Source organism: Pseudomonas sp. AKS31 (assembly GCF_023634765.1).
Taxonomy (GTDB): Bacteria; Pseudomonadota; Gammaproteobacteria; order Pseudomonadales; family Pseudomonadaceae; genus Aquipseudomonas.
This window is the reverse complement of sequence record NZ_JAMLFX010000005.1, coordinates 297,653-322,189: the sequence shown is the minus strand read 5'-3', so window position 1 is coordinate 322,189 and position 24,537 is coordinate 297,653. Positions and strand designations below refer to the sequence as shown.

The window sequence follows — 24,537 nt, the reverse complement described above, 5'->3', positions numbered from 1 at the left end:
GGCGGGTAACAAAAAGGCGCCACCCTGTAAGGGGTGGCGCCTTTTTACATAGAGCAGTGCACAAATGCCATTCACACCAAGGCGCGTGGCATCAATGGCTATATGTAGACTTACTTCAGCCCCCAAAACCAAATAGCATTAGCTCGATCAACATTCAGTAAAAACGAACTAAAAAACTGTCAACTATGACAGTACCCCCCCTAATAAAAACAGATAACCATGCAGTTGTGTGAATAGCACTTCCCGCCAGGCGAGTGGCTGCGCACCTCCTGATGCTTGGTTCCGGAATTTCAGGAGTTCCCTTAAATATTCGAGGAATACCCCATGGGCAATCCAGGAAACAGGCGCGCTGCGCTCTTGTTAGCCATCGTAGCGCTGGGCGCTTCAACGCTTGCTCAAGCCTTACCACGTCTTGTAGAAATGGAAACAAATTGCAAAACAGCGCTGAGAGAGCTAGAGGCTATCGGAGTTATACCTGGCGAAGCCAGTTGTGAAGCCAATACCAAGAAGGAAATGTACTGGCGAGCCCATGCCCCAGGGGAGCTCTTTAATAAAACGCGTGAGATTTGCGACGCAAATGGACCCTACACATCAACGTTCTATGAGGGTGCTGAAATCGTTGCGTGTGACTACTACAATCCAGCGGACAAAGGAAAATAATTGCACTACGGCTTATTTGAACAAGCGATCCGGTGGGTGATGATGCCAGCGCGGTTGGGTGCTAAATAATTTGCCGAGAATGGCGAGCTTCCTTTACGGGCGAGCTTGCGAGCGATTGCGGTCTGACATTAAACATTTCTGTTTGCTGACAGGGCCCCATCGCTAGCAGGCTAGTTCCCACAAGTTGAAAAGTGTTTGTCTGTGGGAAATGTACTCGTCCTACAAACGCTGAAAGTTGCGAGGAGTTTTCCGACAAGTCGTGTCGGTTGTGCCTCGGAAATCGGCTGGATAGGCTCGTGGGGTCGCTGCAAATTCAGCGAACGGGCGTCGCGGCCCGAGCAGTTCATTCGATTTGATGCATAATCGCCGGCCCAAACTGAAGCGCTCACGTGCTTTTGGTTTGATTTGATGGTGGCTGTGCGCGGGATACCTTCGGGTATGCCGAGATTGCCGAATGGCTCGGTCCGCGACCCCGCGTACAGCTGCCACCCTCTGTCGCGTCGCGGTGATTGAGAGTGACAGCCCCACTTATCATTCGGAGCTTCACCATGAAAAAGCCAACACCCAATCCGCCCGAAACCGAAGACACCACCCCCTACGAATTCCCCGGCTCGAAGCGATTCCACGACGCTGCCGAACGCGCCCTCGATCACTACCTCAAGCCCAACGCACTGACCCTGCGCTTCCACACACCCAGCACCATGTTCCAGGTCGCACCAGACCAGGACAGCGAAAGCCTGCTGGTCCACGCCTGCGAATCCCTGGCCCAGGCCAGCCTCATGACCAGCGACATCGCCGCCTACATCGACCTGCCGCAACGGCGCACGATCCTGGCCATCCAGCAAATCATCATGCTCGCTGAACTGGCCGTGAACCGCGTTCTGGATAACCACGAAATCCCCGCAAATACCTGACAAACCACCTTGTGCAGGAGCTGCCGCAGCTCCTGCACAAGGTGAGCGTTAGCCCGGCCGATTCAAAAAGCTTTGCCTCCACTTTCTATCCGCTGCAATCGATCATTGATCAATTGCTCGGCGTGTTTGCGGGTCTCAAGCAACAAACTCTCATCCGTTGCGCTATAGATCACCTGATAACGCAGACCTGGGGTGTCGGAGGAGTATTCGCGGATAGTGAAGCCTTCGTATTTCGTATCGGTATATCTCATGGTTTGAGTCCTTGAAGTCCGTAAATTGGCATGCGCCGTCCTGCCCAAGGGCGCCTGGTTAATCTCGGATCGACCGGGGCAATGTGTCTACTGTCAGAAATTACAGGTTCTCAAGACCGCTTCGAAATAAACCGCAATGAATTTTGATCTATGAGTGATGCACCCGTTGAAGGTGCCCCTCGAGAGACATCGCCTTTTTTGTGCACGCCAATCACCCATGTAGGAGCTGCCGAAGGCTGCGATCTTTTGACTTTGTTTTTAAAAGCCAGATCAAAAGATCGCAGCCTTCGGCAACTCCTACAGGTTGAAATGTGTTGGTCTGTGGAAAATGTGCTCGTCCTACGGACGCTGGTTATTACGCGGAGTTTCCGACAAGTTGTGTCGGTTGTCCCTCGGAAATGGGCTGGATAGGCTCTGGGGGTCGCTGCAAATTCAGCGATGGGGCGTCGCGGCATACATATATACCACCCGCCCCCCACTGCCCCTCGCCATGCTGGCCCCTCATCCTCAGCATGGAAAAAGCGCCCATGAACCCCGCGACAGCCCCCACACCCGAAGAGATCAGAAACGATCTCAACGCGATCGCTCACCACCTGTTCGGTACACAAACCCCATTGCTTCCCGAACAAAAACCGACCAGCGAACAGGTCTTCCTGAAACGCCTCGAAGAACAATTGAAAACCTACCGAACAAGCTACCTGCAACGCAGCCGCGTGCTGTTTCAGGCGCTGGAGAACAGCGACCTGCAAAGCGACGAAGGCAAACAGCTGATCGCCACGCTGAAAGTCAGGCTGACCACCCAACTGATCAACATGGACCAGCGCGACCGGATCGACGACAAACCGGCGAAAACCTTCCTCAAATACGACGCAGGCTTCACCGCCATCGGCCACGAAGCCAGACAGGCCGTCACCGACCGTCTGCTGCACACGCAAGCCGGCGAACTGCTGCAAAAGCTCGATCTGCTCCCGATGCTGCGCCCGGCCATTTACGCGCTGCAGTTCAACTATCAAGACACCACCGTCGAGCTGGCCGGCGCCTTCGTTGTCACGGAAAAGGACACTCGCCGCGTCAAGGACTTGCAGACCGACCAAAGCATGGGTTTCGCCCTGCTGTTCACACCCGCAAGAGGCATCGAATTCTTCAACTCCCTTGCTGATCTCGACAGCCAACTGCGTGCATCGCTGAACCAGGCCAGCGGTAACGAGGAGTTCATGTCCATGCTGCCGACGCGCTATCACGCCGTGGGCGCAGCAGGGATCTGGCCGCTAGAGCTGGCGCCGATCGACAGCAAACCCTTGTTCGAACACACCTACGATGCGCTGATCGAAAAACGCACGCAGGATATCGAGCGCGCCTTGAGCTTCGCCGATAACCCGCAGCAAGACCCCAAGCAATTGTTCACAGCGCTGGAACGCGCAATTGCTGCCGCCCTGCCGGATCTCACGCCGCGCCTGGCATTACGTGCGCAAACCTTGTTCGAACGCCACCTGCGCAATAGCGCACCGGACTGGTACCGCAGCGCCAGCACCGCGCAAAAAAACACACTGGCGCAGCATCTGCACAACTACCAGCAAGCGCGGCAACACCTGCTCGATTTGCTGGAGCCTACAGGCAGCCTGACGGCACTGGCCCGCCAGCAATGGCTGGAACGTCTGAGCGAAGACCTGGAAATCGACGATCTCGATCCGGAAAAGTTAAGCCTTTCGACCGAGCGCCGAGTGCCGGGCTACGGCATTTATGTGCATCAATCCAGTCTGCTCGAGCTGTCCTTGCGCGGCCCGCACACCGGCGATGAATTACCGGGCTCGGCGTTTTTGAAGCACACCACCCTCACCTACGCTGACGCACCTTTGCCGCCAACCTACGCTGACGTGACGCCGGCGTGGCTGATCAGGCAAGCCGTTGAACTGCAGCCTCGGATTGACTTCAATCACCGGCAAAAAGAGCTGCAGGCCAGGCCCGCGATCAAACCCGCCATCGAGCAGATGCTCGATCAACGTATCGTCGCCCTCGCTCACACGGCGGTGCTGCAAGGGCACTTGCTCGACAGTGACCTGCAACTGATCGAGCGCCTGCGTGACGGCAGCGATCAGCGCCTGCGCGCCGCTACCCTGTCGCTGCACGGTGCACAGTTGCAAGACTTGTGGGTACTGCGCCAGAACGACGACGGCGGCGCACTCAAACGGCTGTTGCTGTGCACGCCGCAGGCGCCGCGAGCACAACAATTCCAGGCCTTTGACAGTGAGCGCGAATGCCAGACCCACTTGCTTGGCTGGGCCAGGCACAGCGATGTCGCCGAAAGCATGGCCGGCTACCTGATCAGCCGCGCGCCGATGCGCTTTCGCGCGAAGCTGCGCCACGTGCTGGCCGGGCTGAGTTTCAAACCTGAGGCGCTGGAACATCAAAAGGTCACGTTCGATCACACTGGCAGCCATCCCGATTGCCTGCGTGCGATGGCTGAACATGTGCTGGCCACACGGATCGACGACTACGATTTCTCTACACCGTCGTGGTATCGCTCCACCACGGCTGCCAACCGCCGCAAGCTGACGACCCTGAGCGAAGACGCCGAAGGCGCCTTGCGTGCATTCAACAGCCACGCCTTGTCGGGCAGTCGCTTTCCGGCGTTTGATGACTACGTCCACGCGCAAGCCAAAATCAGCTTGAACCGCTTGCTCAAGCGCACGACCAACGATGTCGATCCGGATACCGTCTGGGCGTACTCGCCGAGTTCGGTCGTGCGCTCGTGGACGCCAAAACCGTTGACCTACACCACGCTTTATCGCGACGGCTACGCCGACGGCGTCGGTTTTCTCGATGAGAAATTTTCCCGCTCGGCCCGCTTCAAAGGCCCGCAAGGCATCGATATCAGCAGCCTGACCGCACAGAATGTCGCGCGCTCGGTCACCGGTGTGTGGATCGGCCAGCGCTACATCGACAAGGTCAAGGCTGAACTGCAAGGTTCGACGAGCGAAGGCTACGACTTCAGACGCAACGCGACCCTGGCCATTACCCAGCGCCAGATGAAAAGCGCCGCGCTGGAATGCCAGCTGCAAGGCCATATCGCCAGCCGTGATCTGCAATGGCTGGAGCAGAGTATCGACAGCATGGCTGAGACGTCCGGAGCCATGCGCACGAAATATCCGATCCACCGTTTGATGATCGACGGCGAATGGGTGCTCGATACATGGCTGTTCAGCCATGGCGACAACCCGGTCCTGCTCTACACGCCCGATGCGCCCGACGGTGTCGGTTTTCGCGAAGCGCGGTTGTTCAATTATCTGCTCCAGCAGCAGTCCGGCATGCTCGAATACCTGACCTTGCGGGTCGGCATCAGTGCCCGCACGCGGGTGCGTTCGCACCTTGAAACCATCAAGAAAGGGCTGCCCAGGGACCTCAATAAAACCACGCCCAGCCCGGCACGTTATGACGCTACCCGCTCAGTCACGGCGGTCAGTGATCTGCGCACGGCCCTTTACGACATGAAGCTGCAGCGCCGGATCGACGACGTCAACGCCACCACCACCAGCCGTGCCGAGATGATCGCCAGTCTGGTCTGGACCAGTGTCGAATGGATCACCGCCATTGCGACTGCGCCGTTCCCGCTGCTCAGCCTGAGCACCGGCCTGTTGCTGGCGTTCAAGGACACCATGCTCGCCCTGCACGCGTACCGTCAGGGTGACCACGGCGAAGCCTTCCAGCATCTGCTCGGTTATCTGTTCAACAGTGCCGGCGCGGTGCTGACCGACCTGCGTCCGGCGCTGCGTTCACTCAAACTCGCGCGCCGGCCGTTGCGACAGAGCATCGCCAGCGCCAGCAACGAACAACAGAATGCAATGGCCGTGATCGATCGAGTGTCATCCGGCCCCGAACGGGATAAATTGAGTGCGGTGATTTTCAGAGGCCAGGTGTTCTATATCCGGGAAAATGCCGACTTGCTCGGTCGTCATGTGCTCTACCTGAACAACCCGGAATTCGGCGCCCCCCTCTCGAGCGGCATTCTCGCCGTGCGCAATTCCGACGGGGTGATGGTGCGCGCCGGCGTGTCCGGCGGTGCGCCGAAGTACGAGGCCGTGCCAGAGCCAGACGGTCCGCACAAGATCTATGGCGTCGAGCCCAAATACCGCCAGCGCATCGAAACAGTGATGAATCCGCAAACCCGGGAAAACATCCTCCTTAGCAGTCAAGACTACATGGGCAGCGATCCCCGCTTGATCCTTGTCGGGGTCGTGGAAGATCTCGCCTCGACACGCACCGCTTACCTGAAGCAGGTCGAAAAGCTCAGCACAGACGCCGCCGCGCATTTCGCTGACCTTGCCGCGCTGCCAGCCCGCGCCGAAGTCCCGCCGATCGCCGACGACTTGTCATTTACACAGTTGATCGCCAGTGACGCGGTCAAAGGGAAGAATCTGGTGATCGGTGCCCAGCCCGGTTCGATCGCCAGCAAACAACTGCTGATCAATCACCTGGACACCCTCGTTGAAAGTGGCTTCAAGCGACTTTACGTGGAATACCTGGCAGCGGATGTCTTCAACGCCAAGCTGGAAAAAATGAACAAGGGAAAATCCTGGAGACACATCAAAAAACATCTTGAAGCGGTCGATAGTGCGCTGGGCCATGAGAAGAACGCGCCATTTTCTTATCTGGCGCTGGTGCGTACCGCTCGCGAAAAGGGCCTGAAAATCCATGCGCTGGATGCTTCGACCAGCTACAAACTGGAAGGCGCTCTGGTGCTGGACGACGTCTCGCCATTGACCCCTCGCAGCAACAGCCTGAGGAATTTCTATTCGCACAAGACGCTGGCCGCCGATATCGCCGACGCGCCTGAAGAGCGCTGGGTGATCCTCACCGAACAATCACGCATGTGCACCTTCGACAGCACCCCCGGCCTGGCCGACCTGCACGCGGCTGTCGCCGTGCGCGTGGAAGATGTCGCAGAGGGTCAGGCGGCACGCATCAGCCTCGATTCAGCCGGGGCAATCGCCGGGGATTCGGCAGCCAAGGGCGATTATCGTGTGCAATGGCCGACGGCGTACAAGGCGCCTCAGCCCGTCTCCAGGCCGGCAGCGATTGCCCCCGTTGTCGAGCATTTCAGCGAATACGATATCGCGCCCTCCATGCGCGACGATATTGCGCAAATGTTGAACCAACGCTATGCCATGGACTCACGCTACAGGCCGACCGTACCGAGTGAAGGACAGGCGTATGATGAGTTCATCGCCAACCGCAGGCGTCTGGAGAAAAAGGCCAGGGACGCATTTACTCACTACACGCCCCCCGAAGCGGCCACACTCCCGACGCTCAACTCAGACACCACATTCGAAGAGTTTTTGCGGCTGCTGGCCGACGCACGCTTGAACCTGCTGATCGGCGAGGCCCATCCCCACGTATCGAGCAAAGCGCTGCTGAAAAAGCACATGAAGGCGCTCAAGCAAGCCGGGTATGACACGCTGTACGTGGAACATCTGTTCACCGATTTGCACCAGGCCGATCTGGATATTTTCCATCGGACGCAGCGCATGCCGGACAGACTGAAGGCTTACCTGCGCGCTCAGGACCATGGCCACATGCCCACCTATGACGGTAACGATAACTACACAGAGGTGTGTCAGGCGGCAGCCAAGTACAACATCCGGATCAGGGCACTCGATTGCACGGCGTCTTATCACCTCAAGGGTGTGCTTGACGAAGATATCTCGCGAAACGAGATGTTCAGCTATTTCGCCACCCAAGTCATCGAAGCCGACCAACTGGCACACGGACCGCATAAGTGGGTGGCCTTTATCGGCAATGCCCACACTAACTACAACCTGGGTGTGCCGGGTCTGGCGGATACCCTCTCGGCGGTCAGTCTGAATGTGCGCGACACCGTGCCGGAACTGGCCAGAGGTATCCATCGCGGGACATGGGAAGTGGTGGCCAGCAAGCGCGGCACCAATAGCCGGGCCTTGCGCAGCGATTTCCTGCTGGAAGTGGCCGTCGCCGGAAAGCAAAAGCCAGCCCCGACGCCGGCCGTCGATCGCAGCAAACTGACCCGGTCCGGGATGTTCATGATCGAAAATACGGATACGGACGGGCTCCGTCTGGTGCATAAATCCAGGTCCGGTGAGATTGTTGAGACACCGATCCAGGTCAACGATCACGGCTTGTTTTTCGTTGATCGCTGGGAGAAAAAAGACGAGGGTTTCAAATACCTGCGGACCTTGATCGATATGCTGGTCAGTGATTTGAAATTGATCGAGGTGAAATAACCGTCAGGTCTGACCTGTACATTGCCAACAACCACCGGGCGTGACGGCCCGGTGGTTTTTTATAGCCCGGATGCCACCGTTCTGCGCCGTACAGCAATAGCGCAGGCCAATGCAAGCGTGGATGTTTCGGGTAGCGTTCAGATAAAAAACAACGATCGCCAAGTGCAGAGAAACCCTGTCAAAACCCTGAACACACAAGCAGAAACACCGCCCCCCATTGAAACCACCCAAGGCCTGCCCCATCTAAGACCCATACCCCATTGCGCAGGTGCCCCATGAGCGACCAGCAAGAATTCCCGGAAAACCCCGACGACTACACCGAAGCCGAACACATCGAACACACCTCTTCCGGTAAAGGCCTCGCCCTGCCAGGCCAGAACCTGCCGGACAAGGTCTACATCATCCCGATCCACAATCGCCCGTTCTTCCCGGCGCAAGTCCTGCCGGTCATCGTCAACGAAGAACCCTGGGCTGAAACCCTCGAACTGGTCAGCAAATCCGAACACCATTCCCTGGCCCTGTTCTTCATGGACACGCCCCAGGAAGACCCGCGCCACTTCGATACCGACGCCCTGCCGCAATACGGCACGCTGGTCAAAGTCCACCACGCCAGCCGCGAGAACGGCAAACTGCAGTTCGTCGCCCAAGGCCTGAGCCGCGTACGGATCAAGACCTGGCTGAAACACCACCGCCCGCCGTATCTGGTCGAGGTCGAATACCCGCACCAGCCCACCGAGCCGACCGACGAGGTCAAGGCCTACGGCATGGCGCTGATCAACGCGATCAAGGAACTGCTGCCGCTCAACCCGCTGTACAGCGAAGAGCTGAAGAACTACCTCAACCGCTTCAGCCCCAACGACCCGTCGCCGCTGACCGACTTCGCCGCCGCCCTCACTTCGGCGACAGGTAATGAGTTGCAAGAAGTGCTCGACTGCGTGCCGATGCTCAAGCGCATGGAAAAAGTCCTGCCGATGCTGCGCAAGGAAGTCGAAGTCGCGCGCCTGCAAAAAGAGATTTCGGCGGAAGTTAACCGCAAGATCGGCGAGCATCAGCGCGAGTTCTTCCTTAAAGAACAACTCAAGGTTATCCAGCAGGAACTCGGCCTGACCAAGGACGACCGCAGCGCCGACCTCGAACAGTTCGAGCAACGCCTGGAAGGCAAAGTCCTGCCGGCGCAGGTGCAGAAGCGCCTCGAAGAGGAAACCCACAAACTGTCGATCCTCGAGACCGGTTCGCCGGAGTACGCGGTCACCCGCAACTACCTTGACTGGGCGACTTCGGTGCCGTGGGGCGTCTACGGTGAGGACAAACTCGACCTCAAGCACGCGCGCAAAGTCCTCGACAAGCACCACGCCGGCCTCGACGACATCAAGGATCGCATCCTCGAATTCCTCGCCGTCGGTGCTTATAAAGGCGAGATCAGCGGTTCCATCGTGCTGCTGGTCGGCCCGCCGGGCGTGGGTAAAACCAGCGTCGGCAAATCGATCGCCGAATCCCTCGGCCGGCCGTTCTACCGCTTCAGCGTCGGCGGCATGCGTGATGAGGCCGAGATCAAGGGCCACCGCCGCACTTACATCGGCGCGCAGCCGGGCAAACTGGTGCAGGCGTTGAAAGACGTCGAAGTGATGAACCCGGTGATCATGCTCGACGAGATCGACAAGATGGGCCAGAGCTACCAGGGCGACCCGGCCTCGGCGCTGCTGGAAACCCTCGACCCGGAGCAGAACGTCGAATTCCTCGATCACTACCTCGACCTGCGCATGGACCTGTCGAAAGTCCTGTTCGTCTGCACCGCCAACACCCTGGATTCGATCCCCGGCCCCTTGCTCGACCGCATGGAAGTGATTCGTCTGTCGGGCTACATCACCGAAGAAAAAGTCGCCATCGCCAAGCGGCACCTGTGGCCGAAACTGCTGGAAAAGGCTGGGGTGTCCAAGGGCAGCCTGAGCATCAGCGACACCGCGCTCAAAGCCTTGATCGACGGTTACGCCCGCGAAGCCGGCGTGCGTCAGCTGGAAAAGCAAATGGGCAAACTGGTGCGCAAAGCCGTGATGAAGCTTATTGATGACCCGAAAGCGGTGATCAAACTCGGGCCGAAAGACCTCGAAGCGTCACTCGGCCATCCGGTGTTCCGCAACGAACAAGTGCTGTCCGGCACTGGCGTCATCACCGGTCTGGCGTGGACCAGCATGGGCGGCGCCACGTTGCCGATCGAAGCGACGCGGATTCACACGCTTAACCGTGGCTTCAAACTTACCGGGCAACTGGGCGAGGTGATGAAGGAATCGGCGGAGATCGCCTACAGCTACGTCAGTTCGCACCTGAAACAGTTCGGCGGCGACGCGAAGTTCTTCGACGAAGCCTTCGTTCACCTGCACGTCCCCGAGGGCGCAACGCCGAAAGACGGCCCGAGCGCCGGCGTGACCATGGCCAGCGCCCTGCTCTCCCTCGCACGTAATCAACCGCCGAAGAAAGGCGTGGCGATGACCGGCGAACTGACCCTGACCGGGCATGTGCTGCCGATCGGCGGGGTGCGCGAGAAAGTGATCGCGGCGCGGCGGCAGAAGATTTTCGAGCTGATTCTGCCGGAACCGAACCGGGGCAACTTCGAGGAATTGCCGGATTATCTGAAGGAAGGGATTACCGTGCATTTTGCGAAGAAGTTTGCGGATGTGGCGAAGGTGCTCTTCTGACCGCTGACTCGTATGCAAAAAAAATGGCCAAATTCATATTTGGCCATTTTACATTTCAGTATTCGTTTATAACTGCTTCTTACCAACGCTATAGCCAAACACGCTATAAAACTGTCATATCTTACAGTAGACCGTGAGATTTCCAGGCGTTCCAATGGGTACTCAGAACAACCCGTTGCCAGAAGGAAAATCCATGGACAAGTTCGTCGGACTTACAAAACCCGCAACAACACTTGCGAATATCACCGGGCAATTCAACGCTATTTTCCCGAGCAACGACGGTTCCACCGTACGAAAACGGCGGTCAGATTTCAAAACACAAGAAGTCGAATATGTCTCCGATGGCAAGGAGTTCATGATTACCGCTATCGCAGAACCCCGCGGCAGGCACTGTGAGAGACGTATTGCTTTGCACTTGAAGGGAGACATCACTTCAGGCACATACGCTTTCAAAAAAAACGATACTAGTGGGCCGATCATCCAGTTGATTTACTCTGAAATGGATCACATCAATGGCCAGCATTTCCTGATGCCGCTTGAGACAATAGAAGGAACGCTAGAGCTGGAAGTTTCAGAAAATCACCAATACTACAAAGCCCGCCACCTGAACTTCACGGCCATTTCCAGAAATGGCCTGACGCTGGAGATTGAAGCCGACTTTGAAGTGTGGATGGCAGTGGTCGTGTTCAACTGACACTTTTATGTCAAACACCCGTGTCTGCGAACAAGCATGTAGCGCGTCGAATTCAGCTTTCGCTAGCAAGCTCCCACAGGTTTTTGGGGTGACCACGATGTTTGTAAGCACCACCGGCCAATGTGGGAGCTGGCCTGCCAGCGATGGCGTCAGTGCTGACACCACTGGACTTCCTGACTGTCACACTTTGTCTCATCTTCAGTTATGCTCGCCGTTCGTCGTGAACGCCCGGAGCCGCTGACCCTATGTCCCCCACTCGCCTGTTTCTTCCCATCGCCCTCTCGTTGCTGGCCGGTTGCGCCACGCAACCGCAACACAACGTGACCGTGGAAAAACAAAGCGAATGCCCCGTGAAACTCACCAATGGGCAAAACCTGATCATCACACTGCCAAGCAACCCGACCACCGGTTATCGCTGGGCCATTCAGGATTCCGCCGGCGGTGTGTTGCGCGCCCTCAGCCCCGAGGTTTACAGCAATCCGGAAGATGCCGGCGTGGTCGGCGCAGCGGGTGTATCAACCTGGCGCTTCCAGGCCTTCGCCCCCGGCACCGGCCGCCTGCGCCTGACTTCGCAACAGCCATGGGCGCCGGAAGTGCTGCCGGTGGAAACCTTTGACTGCGCCATTTCGGTGAACTGATCGTGGGCTGGCTGATTCTGGCGCTGATGGGCGCGGTGACGTTTCTCTACGGTGTCAGCACCCATGCGGCGTTGCTGTGCCTGTTGGTCAAACCGCTGCCGGTACTGGCGTTGCTCGGCTGGTTGCACGATGCACCGCCCAGCGACTATCGGCGCTGGATCAGTCTGGGTCTGATTTTCTCGCTGCTGGGTGATGTGTTGCTGGCGTGGCCGGGGGATCTCTTTGTGTTTGGCCTCGGTGCGTTTCTGGTTGCGCATCTGGCTTATCTGAAAGCTTATCTGAGTGACTGCAAGCGTCTGGCGGTGTTGCCGCTGGTGCTCGCCCTCGGTGTTGGCGCGATGCTGCTGGGTCTTCTGATTTCCAGCGGTCTTGGGCCGTTGCTGGTGCCAGTGATTGTCTATGGCACGGCCATCAGCGCGATGCTCTGGCGTGCCCTCGCTCGTCTCGGAACCGATGTGCCGAAACGTTCGGCGCTACTGGCGGCGGGCGGTGCAGTGGCGTTTGTGTTCTCTGACAGCGTGATTGGCATTGACCGGTTTGTATCGCCATTCCACGCCGCGCCGTACGTGATCATCCTCAGCTACTGGCTGGGCCAGTGGGGCATCGCTGCCTCGGCGTTCTCCCAAAGCAAACGCGCTAGCCTTTAAAAGATCGCAGCCTTCGGCAGCTCCTACAGAAAACCGCATTCCCATGTAGGAGCTGCCGCAGGCTGCGATCTTTTGATTTTCCGCTTTATCAGACAACCCAAGCATCCCCGCGCCCTTTTGGCTAAAATGCCGGCCTTTCCATTTACACCGCCGGAACCGCCGTGAGCAAAGAACCCGATCGTATTTTCGCCAAGCCTTTGGCCCAGGTGCCTGACTTCGCCTTCAACGAAGACGTCGTGCGGGTGTTCCCGGACATGATCAAGCGCTCAGTGCCGGGTTACCCGACCATCGTCGAAAACCTCGGCGTGCTCGCCGCGCAGTTCGCCCAGCCGCACAGCGTGCTCTACGACCTCGGCTCGTCGCTGGGCGCGGTCACTCAAGCGCTGCGTCGCCACGTGCGTACCGACGGCTGCCGGGTGATCGCTGTGGATAACTCCGCCGCCATGGTTGAACGCTGCCGCGAATACCTCAACGGTCAGGATTCGATGTTTCAGGAGTTGCTGCCGGTCGAAGTAATTGAAGGCGACATTCTCGCCCTCGACTTCCAGCCCGCCTCGGTGGTGGCGCTGAACTTCACCCTGCAATTCATCGCCCCGGATCAGCGCACCGCGTTGCTCTCGCGCATCCGCCAATCGTTGCTGCCGGGCGGCGCACTGATTCTCTCGGAAAAGCTGCGTTTCAACGATGCCGAAGAGCACGCGCTGCTCACCGATCTGCACGTCGCCTTCAAGCGCGCCAACGGCTACAGCGAACTGGAAATTGCCCAGAAGCGCAGCGCCATCGAAAACGTCATGAAGCCCGACAGCCTCGAAGAACACCGCGAACGCCTGCTGGCCGCCGGGTTCTCGAAAGTCGTGCCGTGGTTCCAGTGTCTTAACTTTGCCTCGTTGATTGCCTTGCCATGATTGATCTGTCCCCCCTCGCCCGCCGTCTGGCCGGCACACCGCTGGCCGAATGGGCCAGCACCCTGCAAGCGCAACTCGACAAGAAAATGGAGAAAGGTCACGGCGACCTGGAGCGCTGGCAAAGTGCGCTCGACGCCTTGCCGAAAATCCAGCCGAGTGAAGTCGATCTGCTCAACGGCCTGAAACTCGACACCGATTGCGACGAGGAAACCCGTGCGCAGATGCGTACCGCGCTGATGGGCCTGTCGCCGTGGCGCAAGGGGCCGTTTGATCTGTTCGGCGTGCACGTCGACACCGAATGGCGTTCGGACTGGAAGTGGTCACGCGTCTCTGCGCATCTGAATCTGAAGGGCAAACGCATCCTCGATGTCGGTTGCGGCAACGGTTACTACATGTGGCGCATGCTCGGTGCCGGCGCTGACAGTGTGATCGGTGTCGACCCGAACTGGTTGTTCTTCTGCCAGTTCCAGGCTGTGCAGCGTTATCTGTCACAACCCAATGCCTGGCACCTGCCGTTCCCATTCGAAGACCTGCCGCCGAACCTCGAAGGTTTCGACACGGTGTTTTCCATGGGCGTGTTCTACCATCGCCGCTCGCCGATCGAGCATTTGCTGGCGCTGAAGGATTGCCTGGTCAAGGGCGGTGAGCTGGTCCTGGAAACGCTGGTGGTTGAAGGCGACAAGCATCAGGTGCTGGTGCCGGAAGATCGTTATGCGCAGATGCGCAACGTGTGGTTCCTGCCGTCGGTGCCGGCGCTGGAATTGTGGCTGCGTCGGGCCGGGTTCACCGATATTCGTTGCGTGGATGTCAGCACCACGACGGTCGAGGAACAGCGCGGCACCGAGTGGATGAAGTATCAGTCGCTGAGCGACTTCCTTGATCCGGAAGACCACAGCAAAACCATCGAAGGATTGCCGGCGCCGATGCGTGCCGTAATCGTCGCCCGTAAGTAACCCAATCGCCCAAACACCGCGGTGAGCCCACCCCTCACCCCAGCCCTCTCCCCAAGGAGAGGGGGCCGATCTTTGGGCTTTTCAAGACTTGAGTTCGACTCGGAATCTCAGGTCGACGGACTTGGCCCATCCAGCTCACCCCAGCCCTCTCCCCAAGGAGAGGGGACTGATCGTTGAGCTTTTCAAGACTTGAGTTCGACTCGGAATCTCAGGTCGACGGACTTGGCCCATCCAGCTCACCCCAGCCCTCTCCCCAAGGAGAGGGGACTGTTCGTTGAGCTTTTCAAGACTTGAGTTCGACTCGGAATCTCAGGTCGACGGACTTGGCCCATCCAGCTCGGTCAGTCCCCTCTCCCTCTGGGAGAGGGTTAGGGTGAGGGGCTTTTGGCTCTTCGGGCGCGGAAGAACTCGGTCAGCACCGCGCCACACTCCTCCGCCAACACCCCACCTTCATACAACACCCGGTGATTCAAAAAGCCCTGGGTGAAAAACTGCCCCTGGCTTTGCACAATCCCCGCCTTCGGTTCCAGCGCGCCATACACCACCCGCGCCACCCGTGAATGCACGATCAGCCCCGCGCACATGCTGCACGGCTCCAGCGTCACATACAGCGTGCTGCCCGGCAGACGATAGTTATCCACCGCCTGCGCCGCCGCACGGATCGCGACCATTTCCGCGTGGGCACTCGGGTCGCTGGTGCTGATCGGGCAATTGAAGCCGCGCCCGATGATCTCGCCGTCCTGCACCAGCACCGCGCCCACCGGCACTTCGCCGAGGGCTGCGCCTTGTGCGGCGAGGGTCAGGGCTTCGCGCATGAAATCGCGATCACGGCTGCGGTCGATGATCGCGGCAGGGCGAATCTGGCGCATCACTTCACCTCGATGGCGGCCATCAGGCCGGTTTCCATGTGATCGATCACGTGGCAGTGGAACATCCACACCCCCGGATTATCGGCCACCAGCGCCACTTGCGCGCGCTCGTTCTTGCCCAGCAGATAGGTGTCGGTGAAGTACGGAATGATCTTGTGCCGGTTCGACGCAATCACCTTGAAACTCATGCCGTGCAGGTGGATCGGGTGCTGATACTGGGTCATGTTCTTCAATTCGAAGATGTAGCTCTGCCCCAGTTTCAGGCTGGCAATCGGCCGGTCGGCGCAGGTCTTGTCGGTGATGTCCCAGGCCTTGCCGTTGATCTGCCACAGGCTCGGCGGTTTGCCGTTGTCGACGTTGACCGACACCGAGCCGACCCATTCGAAATTGAAGTTGAGTTTCTCGGCATTGGCCAGATCCGGCTCGGCCACCGGATTGGCGGGCAAGGCTTTCGGCCAGTCGCTCGGTCCATCGTTGTTGGCCACCGAGCGCAGCGTGCCCAGACGCACCGGGCCGTTGCGCAGCGACAATTCTTCACCCGCTGCCGGCGCCTTGATCGCCAGACAAATACGCATGCCCGGGCCCAACCAGTATTCCTTGCCCAGCGGACGCGGCTCGACCGGGTTGCCGTCCAGTGCGTAGATCTGCGCTTCGACGCCGGGAATGTTGATGCGGTAAGTCAGGGTGTTATCGAGGTTAAGCAGACGCACGCGGGTAATCTGCCCGGCCGGCAACTCGATCACCGGAGTCGGCACGCCGTTGATGGTCGACAACCGCCCCGCCGTGCCGCCGCGTGCGGCTTCACGGGGGATGCTGAATTCGACGAAATTGCCTTCGTCATCGATGTGCCAGTTTTTCAGGCTCAAGGTCTTTTCGTACTTGAAGCCGGTCGGCTCGCGCTCTTCGACGATCAGTGGCCCGACCAGCCCACGGCCGAGTTCTTCGCTGCTGCTGACGTGGGGGTGATACCAGTAGCTGCCGGCATCCGGTACGCGGAATTTGTAATCGAAATACTCACCCGGCAGCACCGGCAGTTGCGACACGTACGGCACGCCGTCCATTTCCAGCGGCAGACGAATGCCATGCCAGTGAATGGTGGTCGCCACCGGCAGGTGGTTGATGAAGCGCACCCGCAGCCATTCCCCCTGACGCACGCGCAACTCGGTGCCCGGTGCCGACGGCCCGAATGCCCAAGCCTCGGTCTTGTGCCCCGGCACCAGCTCGACGTCCAGCGGCGCGGCGATCAGCTCATAGTCGTGGCCCGCCTCGGCGTCGGCCATTTTCCCCAGCCAATAACGCGACGCGCCCCCCGCACCGACACCAACGACAACAAGACCGGCCAGGCCACCGAGGATTTGGCGACGGGTAAAGGACATGAACTCAACTACCTCACGTATCAGCGACAGGCCCTGAGAGCCTGCAAAAGGCGAATACGATACACCTGCGGTTGAGAAACAGTAAGGGCGACCTGAGGCCGCACGCCCCTGACGGTTTAAGGTCGCAGCCCGGTAATCAGGTGCACCACACCGCCCGTCAAGGGCATCACGCCCGCGACCCCGGCGGCGCTCAACGCCTGTTGATCGATCCCCGAGACATCACGCAATACAACCCGCACCCGCGTCAACGCCAGTGGTTGCTGCGACTGAAGGTTATCCACACCACCCAGCGCCGCGACAATTTCGCGGCTCAATCCGTCGCTCGGCGCGGCCGGTGCTTCGGGTGCGTCCACCACCAGATCCGGGGTCAGGGCCTTCCAGAATGCCTTCTGCAATTTATCCAACATCTTCAGTTCTCCAGAACCCGTAAAGTATCGACGGTTGCCTCGTGAAACAGCTGCAACGCCTCGCGCACCTGCCCGGCACTTTCCAGACCCAGCACCTGTTTGGCGATGATCTGACAATCGGCCAACTTCAGCTCGCGCACCGTCGCCTTGACCGGCGCAATCATCGGCACACTCACCGACAGCTCATCCACGCCCAAGCCCAGCAACAGCGGCACCGCCAGACGTTCCGAAGCCATCGCCCCGCACACGCCGACCCATTTGCCGTGGGCGTGCGCGGCCTTCACGGTCATGGCAATCAGGCGCAATACCGAGGGATGAAAACTGTCCGCCTGACTGGCCAGACGCGGGTGATCGCGATCCATCGCCAAGGTGTATTGCGTCAGGTCATTGGTGCCGATCGAGAAGAAATCCACCAGCGGCGCAAACAGGTCCGCCATCAGCGCCGCAGCCGGCACTTCGATCATGATCCCCAGTTTCGGCCGTTGCGTTAGCCCCAGTGCGAGGATTTCCTCGTCGAGCATCTGCCGCGCCAGACGCAGCTCGGACAGTTGCGTGACCATTGGCAACATGATGTGCAAACGCGTCAGCTCGCAACAGCCGAGCATGGCCCGGAACTGCTCGCGCAATAACTGCGGGCGCTCCAGACACAAACGAATGCCGCGCACGCCGAGGAACGGGTTGGTTTCGCTGTCCATGGGCACGTAGGCCAGCGGTTTGTCGCCACCGACATCCAGGGTGCGCACCACCAGATTGTGCGCAGGTCCAACGCAGCGGGCGATGGCGCCGTAGGTGGCGACCTGTTCGTCATGGCCCGGTGCGTGATTACGGCCCAGATAGAGAAACTCCGAACGCAGCAGGCCGACGCCCGCACCGCCCAGGGCCATGGCCTGCTCGGTTTCCGACAACGAGGCGACGTTGGCCGACACCTCGACGTGATGGCCGTCAAGGGTCCGTGCCGCGAGCGTTGCGCTGGCCAACTCATGCTCATGGCGTTGACGCTGTTGCGCGCGCCGCGCCTGCCATTGACTGACGGCCGCAGGATCGGGCTGCACATGCAATTCGCCCTTGTCGGCATCGAGCAATACCGGGGTGCCGTTGCTCAGCGCGAGCAGTTGCACCGGCACCCCGCAGATCGACGGCAAACCGCAGGCACGGGCGAGAATCGCCACGTGACTGGTTGCGCCGCCGCCGACCGTGGCAAAACCCAGCACTTTGCTGGTATCGATGCCGGCGGTCTGCGACGGGGTCAGTTGATCGGCAATCAGAATGCTGCCTTGCGGCAGTTCCAACGCCTGCTCGCCAATCCCCAGCAGCCGCTTGAGCACGCGGCGCCCGACATCGGTGAGATCCGCCGCCCGTTCGGCCAGCAACGCACTGCCCAGTTGGCGAAACATCGCCGCGGTTTCTTCAGTGGCCGCACGCCAGGCGAACGCCGCGCTTTTGCCCTGACTGATCAGCGTTTGGGCCTGATCGAGCAGGCCTGGATCTTCGAGCAGTTCCTGGTGCGCCTTGAAGATCTCGGCTTCGGCCTCGCCAGCGGCGGTGTCGCGCAAATGCTGCAAGGCCAGATCGGCTTCGATCAGGGCATTGCCGAGGGCCGCGCGCTCGACGTCCGCTCCGGCGCCGAACTCACTGACGTCGAACACCGGTTCGCTGATCTGCACCACTTGCCCCAACGCCGAACCGGGTGACGCGCAGACACCGCGCAGCAGGGTCAGAACCTCGGTTTCGACCACTTCGACAGATGCCAGCGCCGTCACCGTTTCCCCGCAGCCCTCAACCAGTAATCGAGTCAGCGCCTCGATTGCTGCGTCAGCATCTTCGCCCACCGCACTGACCTGCACGCTGTCGCCGAACGCGGTCTGCAACGCCATGATCGCCACCAGAGATTTGGCGTTGGCCTGAGCCTGCTGTTTATGCAGGTAAATCTTTGCCGCGAAGCCCTTGGCCGCTTGCGCGAACACTGCTGCCGGGCGCGCATGCAGGCCATTGGGGTTAGGCAGTTTCAACTGCTGTGAAAACACCGCCGGACTTTCTGCCGCGACTGACTCCTCGCTGATCGCCTGTGCGCTGACAAGCTCAAGCAACGGCTGACCGGTTTCGACCCCTCCGCTCGACGCGACCAACCAGGTAAACGGCTCACCGCTGACCACCAGCATCAATGTCATCAGACTGCGCGCATGTCGGGCAATGTAATCGGCATCGAACTCGATCAACGCCTGTCCGGCGGCAACCCGCTGCCCTTCTTCAACCAGACGGGTGAAGCCTTGCCCGCCGAGGTTCACCGTGTCGAGGCCGATGTGCATCAATACCTGCACGCCATGGTCATCGGTGATACTCACGGCATGCCCGCTGGCCTGCACGTTGCTGACGATGCCGGCCAGAGGCGCACACAGGGTCGACGAGGTCGGGTCGATGCACAGACCGTCGCCGATCACGCGCCCGGAAAACACCGGATCGGGCACCTGTTCCAGCGCCATCAGGACACCGGACAAGGGAGCCAGCAGTTGCAATTGTTGGGGTGTGGCCATGACGTCACCTGCAGTTTTGTGCTTTGAAGTGCCCATGGAGCGCGACGCTCCATCAGCATCGCTTATTTCCACCAGTATTCGACCTGCAATCCGACATTCGCACCGTGGCGAGCGCTACCGAAGGCGCCGGTGTCAGACAGTGCCGAACCTTTGGCCAGTTGGTTGGCCGCCCGTTTGGCCGCCTCGTTCCAGGTGGCGTACGTGTAATACAGACGCACCTCGGGACGCGCCCAGAACTCCGGGCCCTTGGGCGACCAGGTCGGGGCAAATGTGAACTTGCTCAGTTTGCGCGTGCCGCCCGGAGCTTCGACTTGATCATGGCCCAGCTCGGTGACCAGTTTGAAGTGTTCGCTGAGCGCGTAAGTCGGACGCACACCCAAAGAGATCCAGTTCTGATCTGCACCGTCCGGGCGAATGTCTTTCTGATACACCGCCGCAATCTGGCCACCGAAACGCGGCGTCACCTGCCAGTCGAAAAACTCGACGATCCGGTAACTCTTGTTGCTGTCGTCCAGTTTGACGTTGCCGGTATAACCCAGCCCGGTGCCCGGCCCTTCACCGTATTGCAGCGCCAGTTTGTTCTTGCCGCCCAAAAAATCCGTTTGCACATGTTGCGTGGTGATCGCCCAGCCCCGGTGGGCATCGCGGCTGTCGGGCTTGTCGATATAGCTCAAGCCGAATTCCAGCTCGCCGCCCGGATTGGTCTTGAACCCGGCGACGTTGAAGTCGTGCCGATTGATGTAGTCCTTCTGGTACAGGTTGTCCTTGCGCGAGAAGGCGTAGCTGTATTTCAGATCGCCGATCAACACGTCCTCGACCCCGCCCCCCGTGGCACTCTGATTCCAGTAATAGAAGTCGGAAATATGGATGTCATTGCGCTTGTAGTAACGGCGCCCGGCCCACAGTGAGCCACCGTTGAGTGCGGGCATCGCCGACCACTGTGCATAAGCCTGCGGCAAGCGAATCGAACCATTGTTGTCTTTGAAGGTGGGGCTGCGGTCGTAGCGGTTATACAGCGAGGCCATGCCGTCGACACTCAGTACCGAACCATCGTCGAGGGTGTACAAGTCCTGGCGCAACTCAAGCTCGCCGTACTGCTCGCATTCGTTACCCAAGCGATATTTGGTCTGCGCACCCGGTAACTGGAAGCACGACTGACCGCTGCTGTTGACCGACGTGCCGACACCGCTGCGCAAGTACCCGCCAAACTCCAGCGCCTGTGACGTTGGCGGTAAAGCCAGGCAAAAACCTGCAACTGCAAGGCTGCGATTTATTGTTGTTTTCATAAGCCACCCCATTGTTTTTATTGTCTGGTTGCATAAATTCGGCGCGCAGAAATCCCCCGCGCATTGCTCTGCGTGTTTTTTTGAAAGCTGGTTTTTTTAGTTAAAGGTCAAGGGTCGATCAGGTGCACGACGAATGACTCGTAAGGTCGCAATGTCACCTGGCGCTTGCGCAACGGCCCGTCCGGATAATTGCTGATCAACTGGCGCTGGCTCATCGACTCGCTGATGACCGTCGATGGCAACTCCACTTCACAGGTAGTCCCGTAGAAGTTGTTCACCACCAACAAACGCTCGGCGCTGCCTTCACGCACATACGCCCAGACCTGCGGATGTTCGGACAGCAATTGTCGGTACAGCCCATCGGTAATCAACGATTCGCTGCGGCGCAGCGCGATCAGACGGCGGTAGTGATGCAGCACCGAGTCCGGGTCGTCGAGCTGATGGGCGACGTTGATCTGCGCGGCATTGGCCGGCACTCCGATCCACGGTTCAACGCTGCTGAAACCGGCGTTCGGCCCAGCGTCCCAGTGCATCGGGGTGCGCCCGTTATCACGGGATTTCTGCATGATCGCCGCCATGTTGTCGGCATCGCTGCTACCGGCTTCGCGCTTGAGGCGAAAGATGTTCAGCGTTTCGACATCGCGATAATGCTCGATCGATTCGAACCCCGGATTGGTCATGCCCAACTCTTCGCCCTGATACACGAACGGCGTGCCCTGCAAAAAATGCAGCGCGGTGCCGAGCATCTTCGCCGAGCGTTCGCGGTGCTCGCCGTCATTGCCGAAACGCGAGACCACGCGCGGTTGATCGTGGTTACACCAGAACAGCGCGTTCCAGCCGCCACCGGCCTGCATGCCGGTCTGCCAGTCGGACAGAATCCCCTTGAGCTGAAGGAAATCGAAATCGGCACGTACCCACTTTTGCAGGTTCGGATAATCGACTTTCAGGTGATGAAAGTTGAAGGTCATCGACAGTTCTTTCGACTGCGGATTCGAATAGCGAATGCAGTGTTCGAGGCTGGTCGATGACATCTCGCCGACATTGATCAGGTCGTGTCCTTCGAAGACTTCGCGGTGCATCTGCTGCAAGTACGCATGGACATTCGGCCCGTCGGTATAGAAGCGTCGGCCATCGCTGTTGTCTTCGGGAAAGTCCGCAGGCTTGGAAATCAGATTGATCACATCCAGACGAAAACCACCCACGCCCTTGTCCCGCCAGAACTGCATCATCCGGAACACTTCGGCGCGCACCTTGGGGTTGTCCCAATTCAGGTCGGCCTGGGTGTGGTCGAACAGGTGCAGATAATACTGGCCTGTCTGAGCTTCGTACTCCCAGGCGGAACCGCCAAACTTGGATTCCCAGTTGTTCGGCTGATCTCGCCAGATGTAGAAATCACGGTAAGGGTTGTCGAGGCTGCTGCGCGCCTGTTGAAACCACACGTGCTCGATCGAGGTGTGATTGACCACGATGTCGAGCATCAGCTTGATCCCGCGCTTGCCCGCCTCGGCGATCAGCAACTCGCAGTCGGCCATGCTGCCGTAGCTCGGGTCGATGGCGTAGTAATCGCTGATGTCATAGCCGTTATCACGTTGCGGCGAACGCAGGAATGGCGTGATCCACAAGCAGTCGACACCCAGCCACTGCAGGTAGTCGAGCTTGGCGACGATACCGAGCAGATCCCCCGTCGGGTTGCCGGCGTGACTATGAAAACTCTTCGGATAGATCTGGTAGATCACCGAACGCTGCCAGTCTTGCATGGCACAACTCCTTCAATAAGTCCGTACGGCTCGCGCCCAGATTGAAATGCAATCAACTGGGGGAGCGAGCCTGCTCGCGAAAGCGATTGTTCAGGCAACCCGATAACCGGGCCGGACAATCTTCATGCTCAGTGCACAGGTCAGAACAAACGGCACGAGCATGGCAATCAGCATCCCCAGCACAAACATCGGGATGTACTGCGGAATGATCGAGATGAACCCCGGCAGACCACCGACGCCGATGGCCGAGGCCTGAATCCTGTTCAGCGACAGGAACACGCAGCCCAGCGCCGAACCGGTCAGCGCGGCATAGAACGGAAACTTGTAGCGCAGGTTGACGCCGAACATCGCCGGCTCGGTGATACCGAAGTAGGCGGAAATCGCCGAAGTCGACGCCATGCTCTTGTCCCGTGCATTACGGGTCATCCAGAACACCGCCAGGGCGGCACTGCCCTGAGCGAGGTTGGACATGACGATCATCGGCCAGATGAAGGTGCCGCCCTGAGTCGAGATCAACTGCAGGTCGACCGCGAGAAACATGTGGTGCATGCCGGTGATGACCAGCGGCGCATACAGCAAACCGAAAATCGCGCCGCCCACCATCGGCGCCAGATCAAACAGCATGACCAGCCCTTCGGTGATGAAGATGCCGAGGTGGCGGGTCACCGGGCCGATCACCGCCAGCGCCAGCACGCCTGTGACGACGATGGTGGTGATCGGCACCACGAGCAATTGAATGGCATTGGGCACGCGCGCCCGCAGCCATTTTTCGATGACGCTCATCACGTAGGCGGCGAGCAGAATCGGCAGGATCTGCCCCTGATAACCGACCTTCTCCACCTGAAACAACCCGAGAATGTCGAAGTACGGCAGATGCTGCCCGTCCAGCCCGGCGACGGCCTTGCCGTAGTTCCAGGCGTTGAGCAGATCCGGGTGCACCAGCATCAGACCGAGCACGATGCCGAGGATCTCGCTGCCGCCAAAGCGCTTGGCCGCCGACCAACCCACCAGCGCTGGCAGAAACACGAACGAGGTGTTGGCCATCAGATTGATCAGGCTCCACAACCCGTCGAGTTTCGGGTAGGCATCGAGCAGGGTCTGCCCGTCGATGAACATGCCTTTGGCACCGAGCAGATTGTTGATGCCCATCAGCAGGCCGGCAATGATCAGCGCCGGCAGGATCGGCATGAACACGTCGGAAAACACCCGCACCAGACGCTGCATGGCGTTGATCTTCTCGGTACTTTTCTGTTTGACGTCAGCAATGGTCGACGCTGCGAGGCCGGTCTGCCGACGCAGTTCGGCATAGACCTTTTCCACCTCGCCCGGACCGATGACGACCTGATACAGGCCACCGGTGAAGAACGAGCCTTTGACCAGGTCGATCTGGTTGAGCGTGGCGCTATCGACCAGGCCCGGATCCTTTAGGGCCAGCCGCAACCGCGTGACGCAATGGGCGGCCTGTTCGAGGTTGTCACTGCCGCCGAGGCTTTGCAGCAATTGCCTGGCGATGTTCGGATAGTCGTGGCTCATGCTAGTTCTTCCGCTATGGATTGTTGTTATTGGCAGCACGCCGAAGCGAAAAATACTCGTCTGTACGAGTTAATGCAACAACTCGTACAGACGAGTTTGTTTATGTATGTTCCTGCCAGACCGAAGGCGAATTTTCCTACCCTGCCTTAGGGTGATTTCCATCGTCCAC

General features: G+C 59.3%; 17 protein-coding genes. 9 read left to right on the top strand and 8 right to left on the bottom strand.

Going from position 1 to position 24,537, the window contains the following annotated elements; translation table 11 throughout:
* Positions 1 to 324 precede the first annotated feature (324 nt).
* Together M9827_RS17115 and M9827_RS17110 are read left to right on the top strand one after the other, a co-directional pair.
* Positions 325 to 660, top strand: a complete 336-nt coding sequence (locus tag M9827_RS17115; RefSeq protein WP_250606297.1) for a hypothetical protein — start codon at positions 325 to 327, stop codon at positions 658 to 660.
* A gap of 548 nt (positions 661 to 1,208) precedes the next feature.
* A complete protein-coding gene (locus M9827_RS17110) occupies positions 1,209 to 1,574 on the top strand; it encodes a DUF6124 family protein (RefSeq protein WP_250606296.1) in 366 nt (121 codons plus the stop codon).
* Positions 1,575 to 1,636: 62 nt separating this feature from the next.
* On the opposite strand, the gene M9827_RS17105 is transcribed toward M9827_RS17110, so the two are convergent.
* The gene (locus M9827_RS17105) at positions 1,637 to 1,825 is read right to left on the bottom strand and encodes a hypothetical protein (protein ID WP_186622966.1); all 189 of its coding nucleotides are present in this window, start codon (positions 1,823 to 1,825) and stop codon (positions 1,637 to 1,639) included.
* Between the two features lie 527 nt (positions 1,826 to 2,352).
* Here M9827_RS17105 and M9827_RS17100 point away from each other — a divergent pair.
* The 7 genes from M9827_RS17100 (at position 2,353) to cmoB (ending at position 14,609) form a co-directional block, all read left to right on the top strand.
* Entirely contained in the window at positions 2,353 to 8,079 is a 5,727-nt protein-coding gene (locus M9827_RS17100; protein WP_250606295.1) for a membrane-targeted effector domain-containing toxin, read from the top strand.
* Between the two features lie 275 nt (positions 8,080 to 8,354).
* Positions 8,355 to 10,772, top strand: a complete 2,418-nt coding sequence (lon, locus tag M9827_RS17095; protein WP_250606294.1) for an endopeptidase La — start codon at positions 8,355 to 8,357, stop codon at positions 10,770 to 10,772.
* Positions 10,773 to 10,965: 193 nt separating this feature from the next.
* A complete protein-coding gene (locus M9827_RS17090; RefSeq protein ID WP_250606293.1) occupies positions 10,966 to 11,466 on the top strand; it encodes a hypothetical protein in 501 nt (166 codons plus the stop codon).
* A gap of 245 nt (positions 11,467 to 11,711) precedes the next feature.
* The gene (locus M9827_RS17085; RefSeq protein WP_250606292.1) at positions 11,712 to 12,104 is read left to right on the top strand and encodes a protease inhibitor I42 family protein; all 393 of its coding nucleotides are present in this window, start codon (positions 11,712 to 11,714) and stop codon (positions 12,102 to 12,104) included.
* 2 nt (positions 12,105 to 12,106) lie between these two features.
* Entirely contained in the window at positions 12,107 to 12,751 is a 645-nt protein-coding gene (locus tag M9827_RS17080; RefSeq protein WP_250606291.1) for a lysoplasmalogenase, read from the top strand.
* A 161-nt stretch (positions 12,752 to 12,912) separates the two neighbouring features.
* On the top strand, positions 12,913 to 13,656 hold the full coding sequence (gene cmoA, locus M9827_RS17075; protein ID WP_008082499.1) for a carboxy-S-adenosyl-L-methionine synthase CmoA: 744 nt from the start codon (positions 12,913 to 12,915) through the stop codon (positions 13,654 to 13,656).
* The gene (cmoB, locus tag M9827_RS17070) at positions 13,653 to 14,609 is read left to right on the top strand and encodes a tRNA 5-methoxyuridine(34)/uridine 5-oxyacetic acid(34) synthase CmoB (protein WP_250606290.1); all 957 of its coding nucleotides are present in this window, start codon (positions 13,653 to 13,655) and stop codon (positions 14,607 to 14,609) included. The genes cmoA and cmoB overlap by 4 nt, the downstream gene beginning before the upstream one ends.
* 368 nt (positions 14,610 to 14,977) lie before the next feature.
* Here the strand turns inward: cmoB and tadA are convergent, their stop codons facing one another.
* The 7 genes from tadA to treP form a co-directional block, all read right to left on the bottom strand.
* Complete coding sequence (gene tadA / locus M9827_RS17065) at positions 14,978 to 15,478, bottom strand: tRNA adenosine(34) deaminase TadA (RefSeq protein ID WP_034156281.1); 501 nt, start codon at positions 15,476 to 15,478, stop codon at positions 14,978 to 14,980.
* Positions 15,478 to 16,854 (bottom strand): multicopper oxidase family protein, encoded by a 1,377-nt coding sequence (locus tag M9827_RS17060; protein WP_250606289.1) that lies wholly within the window; start codon positions 16,852 to 16,854, stop codon positions 15,478 to 15,480. Before M9827_RS17060 ends, tadA begins: the two co-directional genes overlap by 1 nt.
* Positions 16,855 to 16,970: 116 nt before the next feature.
* The gene (locus M9827_RS17055) at positions 16,971 to 17,261 is read right to left on the bottom strand and encodes a PTS sugar transporter subunit IIB (RefSeq protein WP_250606288.1); all 291 of its coding nucleotides are present in this window, start codon (positions 17,259 to 17,261) and stop codon (positions 16,971 to 16,973) included.
* 2 nt (positions 17,262 to 17,263) lie between these two features.
* Complete coding sequence (gene ptsP, locus M9827_RS17050; protein WP_250606287.1) at positions 17,264 to 19,792, bottom strand: phosphoenolpyruvate--protein phosphotransferase; 2,529 nt, start codon at positions 19,790 to 19,792, stop codon at positions 17,264 to 17,266.
* A gap of 62 nt (positions 19,793 to 19,854) precedes the next feature.
* Positions 19,855 to 21,078: a maltoporin gene (locus M9827_RS17045; RefSeq protein ID WP_250606286.1), complete on the bottom strand. Its 1,224-nt coding sequence runs from the start codon at positions 21,076 to 21,078 to the stop codon at positions 19,855 to 19,857.
* Between the two features lie 107 nt (positions 21,079 to 21,185).
* Positions 21,186 to 22,835, bottom strand: coding sequence for an alpha,alpha-phosphotrehalase (gene treC, locus M9827_RS17040; RefSeq protein WP_250606285.1), 1,650 nt, complete (start codon positions 22,833 to 22,835; stop codon positions 21,186 to 21,188).
* 90 nt (positions 22,836 to 22,925) lie between these two features.
* Positions 22,926 to 24,368, bottom strand: coding sequence for a PTS system trehalose-specific EIIBC component (treP, locus tag M9827_RS17035; RefSeq protein ID WP_250606284.1), 1,443 nt, complete (start codon positions 24,366 to 24,368; stop codon positions 22,926 to 22,928).
* Positions 24,369 to 24,537: the final 169 nt, after the last annotated feature.

Excerpts from the sequence above, each read along its gene's own strand:
- M9827_RS17115 (WP_250606297.1), top strand. The coding sequence starts at position 325 with ATGGGCAATCCAGGAAACAGGCGCGCTGCGCTCTTGTTAGCCATCGTA.
- M9827_RS17110 (WP_250606296.1), top strand. The coding sequence starts at position 1,209 with ATGAAAAAGCCAACACCCAATCCGCCCGAAACCGAAGACACCACCCCC.
- M9827_RS17105 (WP_186622966.1), bottom strand. The coding sequence starts at position 1,825 with ATGAGATATACCGATACGAAATACGAAGGCTTCACTATCCGCGAATAC.
- M9827_RS17100 (WP_250606295.1), top strand. The coding sequence starts at position 2,353 with ATGAACCCCGCGACAGCCCCCACACCCGAAGAGATCAGAAACGATCTC.
- lon (WP_250606294.1), top strand. The coding sequence starts at position 8,355 with ATGAGCGACCAGCAAGAATTCCCGGAAAACCCCGACGACTACACCGAA.
- M9827_RS17090 (WP_250606293.1), top strand. The coding sequence starts at position 10,966 with ATGGACAAGTTCGTCGGACTTACAAAACCCGCAACAACACTTGCGAAT.
- M9827_RS17085 (WP_250606292.1), top strand. The coding sequence starts at position 11,712 with ATGTCCCCCACTCGCCTGTTTCTTCCCATCGCCCTCTCGTTGCTGGCC.
- cmoB (WP_250606290.1), top strand. The coding sequence starts at position 13,653 with ATGATTGATCTGTCCCCCCTCGCCCGCCGTCTGGCCGGCACACCGCTG.
- tadA (WP_034156281.1), bottom strand. The coding sequence starts at position 15,478 with ATGCGCCAGATTCGCCCTGCCGCGATCATCGACCGCAGCCGTGATCGC.
- M9827_RS17060 (WP_250606289.1), bottom strand. The coding sequence starts at position 16,854 with ATGTCCTTTACCCGTCGCCAAATCCTCGGTGGCCTGGCCGGTCTTGTT.
- M9827_RS17055 (WP_250606288.1), bottom strand. The coding sequence starts at position 17,261 with ATGTTGGATAAATTGCAGAAGGCATTCTGGAAGGCCCTGACCCCGGAT.
- ptsP (WP_250606287.1), bottom strand. The coding sequence starts at position 19,792 with ATGGCCACACCCCAACAATTGCAACTGCTGGCTCCCTTGTCCGGTGTC.
- M9827_RS17045 (WP_250606286.1), bottom strand. The coding sequence starts at position 21,078 with ATGAAAACAACAATAAATCGCAGCCTTGCAGTTGCAGGTTTTTGCCTG.
- treC (WP_250606285.1), bottom strand. The coding sequence starts at position 22,835 with ATGCAAGACTGGCAGCGTTCGGTGATCTACCAGATCTATCCGAAGAGT.
- treP (WP_250606284.1), bottom strand. The coding sequence starts at position 24,368 with ATGAGCCACGACTATCCGAACATCGCCAGGCAATTGCTGCAAAGCCTC.